This is a genomic window from Sulfitobacter sp. HI0129 (assembly GCF_001635395.1).
Lineage (GTDB): Bacteria > Pseudomonadota > Alphaproteobacteria > Rhodobacterales > Rhodobacteraceae > Sulfitobacter.
In genome coordinates, this window is record NZ_LWGH01000553.1 from 1 (window position 1) to 4,487 (window position 4,487).

The 4,487-nt window shown below is 67.7% G+C and carries 5 protein-coding genes; 4 read left to right on the forward strand and 1 reads right to left on the reverse strand.

The annotated features are described in order from the left end of the window. Nucleotides 1-1,552: PhoX family protein (locus A3764_RS14925; protein ID WP_067951719.1), on the forward strand; the 1,552-nt coding region annotated here is incomplete at its 5' end. A gap of 52 nt (nucleotides 1,553-1,604) precedes the next feature. Here the strand turns inward: A3764_RS14925 and A3764_RS14930 are convergent. Then, nucleotides 1,605-2,603, reverse strand: coding sequence for a zinc ABC transporter substrate-binding protein (locus A3764_RS14930; protein WP_067921621.1), 999 nt, complete (start codon nucleotides 2,601-2,603; stop codon nucleotides 1,605-1,607). Nucleotides 2,604-2,680: 77 nt separating this feature from the next. On the opposite strand from A3764_RS14930, the gene A3764_RS14935 reads away from it, so the two are divergent. From A3764_RS14935 to A3764_RS14945, 3 genes are all read left to right on the forward strand, one after another. Further along, nucleotides 2,681-3,160 (forward strand): Fur family transcriptional regulator, encoded by a 480-nt coding sequence (locus A3764_RS14935; RefSeq protein WP_067921618.1) that lies wholly within the window; start codon nucleotides 2,681-2,683, stop codon nucleotides 3,158-3,160. After that, complete coding sequence (locus tag A3764_RS14940) at nucleotides 3,157-3,921, forward strand: ATP-binding cassette domain-containing protein (protein WP_067921615.1); 765 nt, start codon at nucleotides 3,157-3,159, stop codon at nucleotides 3,919-3,921. Before A3764_RS14935 ends, A3764_RS14940 begins: the two co-directional genes overlap by 4 nt. 5 nt (nucleotides 3,922-3,926) lie before the next feature. Next, the coding region (locus tag A3764_RS14945) for a metal ABC transporter permease (RefSeq protein ID WP_201722439.1) at nucleotides 3,927-4,487 on the forward strand (561 nt) is incomplete at its 3' end.

Here is a 4,487-nt window from a genome sequence, read left to right on the forward strand (position 1 = left end):
CGAATATACCAACGAAGAGGTGATGTTCCCCGACCTGCCCCCCCGGCAGGACAAGGCGGATTTCGGCGACATGCAGGCAAGGTTCGTGGATATCGAGATGGCCGCCCATGGCGGAACGGTGGTGGAGATCGCCCGCGACGACGCAGGCCAGTGGCAGGTGGTGCGCGACGGGCGCTACAACCGCCGGATCACCCCGCTCGAGACCGCGATGACCCTCGATGGCCCCGCCGCGGGGCATCCGCGCCTGCAGACCAATGACGACCCCACGGGGAAACAGGTGATCGGCACGCTCAACAACTGCGCGGGCGGCATGACCCCATGGGGCACATGGCTGATGGCGGAGGAGAATTTCCACGGCTACTTCTGGAGCGACGCGGAAGAGACCGACGGCACGGCAACGGCAGACAGCGGCAACCCCGAGGCGACGTCATACGGGCGCTACGGCGTACCCGGCAAATGGTATGCATGGGGCCGGTTCCATGACCGGTTCAATATCGACAAGGAGCCGCGGATGCCCAACAAGTTCGGCTGGATCGTCGAGGTGGACCCGATGGACCCGGAGTCCGTTCCCGTCAAACATACCGCGCTGGGACGCTTCCGCCATGAAGGTGCCGAAACCACCGTCAGCAGCGACGGCAGACTGGTGGTCTACATGGGGGACGACGCGCGTTTCGACTACCAGTACAAATACGTCTCCGACGGCACCGTGTCCGACGACCGCGCCGCCAATGGAAAACTGCTTTCCGAAGGCACGCTTTACGCCGCGCGTTTCGACGAGGACGGAACCGTGCATTGGTTGCCATTGATCCATGGGACGGGTCCTCTCGCGGCCGAAAACGGCTTTGCCGATCAGGGCGACGTGATGATCGACGCCCGCATTGCCGCCGACCTGCTGGGCGCCACCCCCATGGACCGCCCGGAGGACGCGCAACCCCGCGGCGACGGCGCCGTCTATGTCATGCTGACCAACAATACCCGGCGCGAAGACGCGAATGCCGCCAACCCCCGCCCCGACAACGCCTTCGGCCATATCATCGAGATCCGCGAAGACGGCGGCGACCACGCGGCGGAGCGCGGGACATGGTCGATCCTCGTGCAATGTGGCGACCCGCAGATCGCGGGCGTCGGTGCGCAGTGGAACCCCGACACGTCGGAAAGCGGCTGGTTCGCGAGCCCCGACAATTGTGCCATCGACAACGCCGGAAGGCTCTGGGTTTCGACCGATCAGGGCAGCAAGTGGGACAAGACCGGCAAGTCAGACGGGCTCTATGCGCTGGAAACCGAAGGTCCGGCGCGCGGCACCGGCAAGCTCTTCTTTCGCTGCCCCGTCGGCGGTGAGATGTGCGGCCCCTATTTCACCCCGGACGATGAAACGCTCTTTCTCGCCGTCCAGCATCCCGGCACGGACGGAACGAAAGCCCTCGAAGGGTTCGAGCGGGAAAGCACTTTTGCCGACCCGGCCACCCGCTGGCCGGATTTTGACCCCGCGATGCCGCCCCGCCCCTCCGTTCTGGCGGTGACGAAACGCGGCGGCGGCAAGATCGCCGGGTGACGCAACTTTCGCCGGGGCGTTCCGCACCAGCGGACCGCCCCGAAGCGGCAGATCAATCCCCCGGAGCGAGGCAATCCCTCAGGGCTCCGGCCATGTCACGCAGCAGCGCAGGGTAAAGGCCCGCCCCCGGCTCCAGCCCTGCCCCCACGGGATCGAGCGTGCCGAAACGGACCTCGCTGCCTTCGGTCGCCGTTTCCAGCAAGCGTCGGTCGGTCTGCGGCTCGGCAAAGATGCACAGGATGCCGCGGTCCCGCACCGCATCGCGTATTTCGGCAAGCCGTGCGGCACCCGGTGCCAGGGCTTCGGTATCGGCCAGCGCGCCCGAAGCCTCTATACCGAACCGGGCTTCGAAATGATGATAGGCGTCATGCGCGACCAGAAACGGCTTTCCCCGTGCGGGTGCGAGAGTTTTGGCGATTTCCTCCTCCAGCGCGGCAAGCTCTGCCTGACCTGCGCGGGCGTTCTCAAGATAGAGCGCGGCATTGTCGGGGTCCTGCTCTGCCATCGCCTCCGCGATGGGGCCGAGCCAGAGTGCCGCGTTGCGCGGATCGAGCCAGAGGTGCGGGTCGCCGCCTGCATGGCCCTCTTCTTCATGCTCATCCGCCTCGTGGCCATCCTCCTCATGCTGCTCGTCCATCCCTTCGGATGCTTCCTCCGCGCCATGCGCGTGACCACCGAAAAGCGCCCCCTCCCGCAGGGGCAATGCCAGCGTGCCGGACACTTCCGCCAGTGTCAGCACCTCCGCCTCGGGGGCCAGACTGTCGATGGACCCGCCCAACCAAGGGGTCAGCACCGGACCCACCCAGACCACCAGATCGGCTTCCGACAGGCTGCGCGCCTCCGACGGGCGCATGGCGTAATCATGGGGGGAGGCACTGGGCGGCAGCAGCAGCGAAGGCGCGCGCCCGGCCCCCTCCATCACGCGGGAAACGAGCGCATGGACGGGTGCGATATCGGTCGCCACCCGGGGCACCTCGGCCCGGAGAAGGGTCGGTATCGCAGCGGTCAGGGCAAGGCCGAGCGTCAGCAGGGCGGAACGTGATCTGGGCATGGCGGACTCCTTGGGAAAGTCGGGGCTTGCTACCTTGTATGTTATAACATATCAATAGCCAAAACGCAGGACATCCCATGACCGCCCTTGGCTTTACCCAGCACGATCACGCCAAATGCGTCCGCTCCGGCCTCGCCGCCGCAGAGGCCCAGTGCCGCGCGCGCAAGCTGCGGCTGACCCCGGTACGCCGCCGGGCGCTGGAAATTCTGCTTTCGGAGCATCGCGCGCTGGGGGCCTATGACCTGCTGGCGCGACTGTCCGAAGAGGGCCTCGGCTCCCAGCCGCCGGTCGCCTACCGCGCGCTCGATTTTCTGGTGAAGGCGGGTTTCGCCCACAAGGTCGAGGCGCTGAACGCCTATCTCGCCTGTGCCCATCTGGGCGATGACCATGCGCCCGCCTTCCTGATCTGCCGCGCCTGCCGGTCGGTCGCCGAAACAGCGACGACCCCGCGGCAGGGCCGCCTCGGTGCCGCGGCCGAGGAAGCCGGGTTTCTCATCGAACGCACGGTGGTCGAGGCGCAGGGCCTCTGCCCCGCCTGCCGGAAGGCTGCCGCATGAGCCTCATCGCCGCCCGCGGCCTCGGCCTGCGGCGCGATGGCCGCTCCATCCTGGAAAACGTCAATTTCTCCATCGAGAAGGGAGAGATCGTGACGATCGTCGGCCCCAACGGATCGGGCAAATCCAGCCTGCTGCGCGCGCTCATCGGCGCGATGGAGCCGGATGCGGGCCGGGTGGAGCGTATGCCGGGCCTGCGCATCGGCTATGTTCCCCAGAAGCTGCATATCGACCCGACGCTGCCGCTTACGGTGCGGCGGTTCCTGTCGCTGCCGCGTCGCTGGCCGCGCGCCGCGCTGGACGCGGCGCTGGCCCAGGCCGGAACGGCGGATCTGGCGCGGCGGCAGATGACGGATCTTTCGGGCGGTCAGTTCCAGCGCATCCTCCTTGCCCGCGCCCTGCTGGGAAACCCCCACCTGCTGATCCTCGACGAGGCGACGCAGGGGCTCGACCAGCCGGGTGCCGCGTCTTTCTACCGGCAGATCGAGGCAGTGCGCGCCGAACTGGGCTGCGCCGTCCTGATGGTGAGCCATGATCTCCATGTCGTCATGGCGGCCTCGGACCGGGTGCTCTGCCTCAACGGGCATGTCTGCTGCGAAGGCGCCCCCGAAGTCGTGGCGGACGCGCCCGAGTACCGCGCGCTCTTCGGGTCGGGCACGCAGGGCGCGCTGGCGCTCTACCGGCACGATCACCACCATTCACACGACCACGATCACCATCATGATCACACCCATGACCATGCAGGCCGGGACGCGAACCCATGATGTCCCTGCTGGATGATTTCGCGGTCCGCGCGGCATTGGCGGGGCTGGGGGTCGCACTGGCCACCGCGCCGCTGGGGTGTTTCGTGGTCTGGCGTCGCATGGCCTATTTCGGCGATGCCACCAGCCACGCGGCCTTGCTGGGGGTGGCGCTCGCGCTGGCCACGCAACTTCCCATCCTCGCCGGGGTGCTCATCGTGGCCCTGTTGATGGCGCTGGCTGTCACCGGTCTTACCCAGCGCCGGCTGGGGCAGGATGCGCTGCTGGGGGTGCTGGCCCATGGTGCGCTGGCGGCGGGGCTGGTCGCGGTTTCGCTGCTGCCGGGGCGGCGGATCGACCTGCAGGCCTATCTCTTCGGAGAGATACTGGCCGTCACCCGCGCCGATCTGGCGGTGATCTGGATCGGTGCCGCTGCCGTGGGCGCGCTGCTCGCATGGCGCTGGTCGGCGCTCCTCGCGGCCACGCTGAACCGCGATCTGGCGCAGGCGGCGGGGCTGAAACCCGCGCGCGAGGATCTGGTGCTGACACTGGCGCTCGCCATCACGGTCGCGGTGGCGATCAAGGTGGTG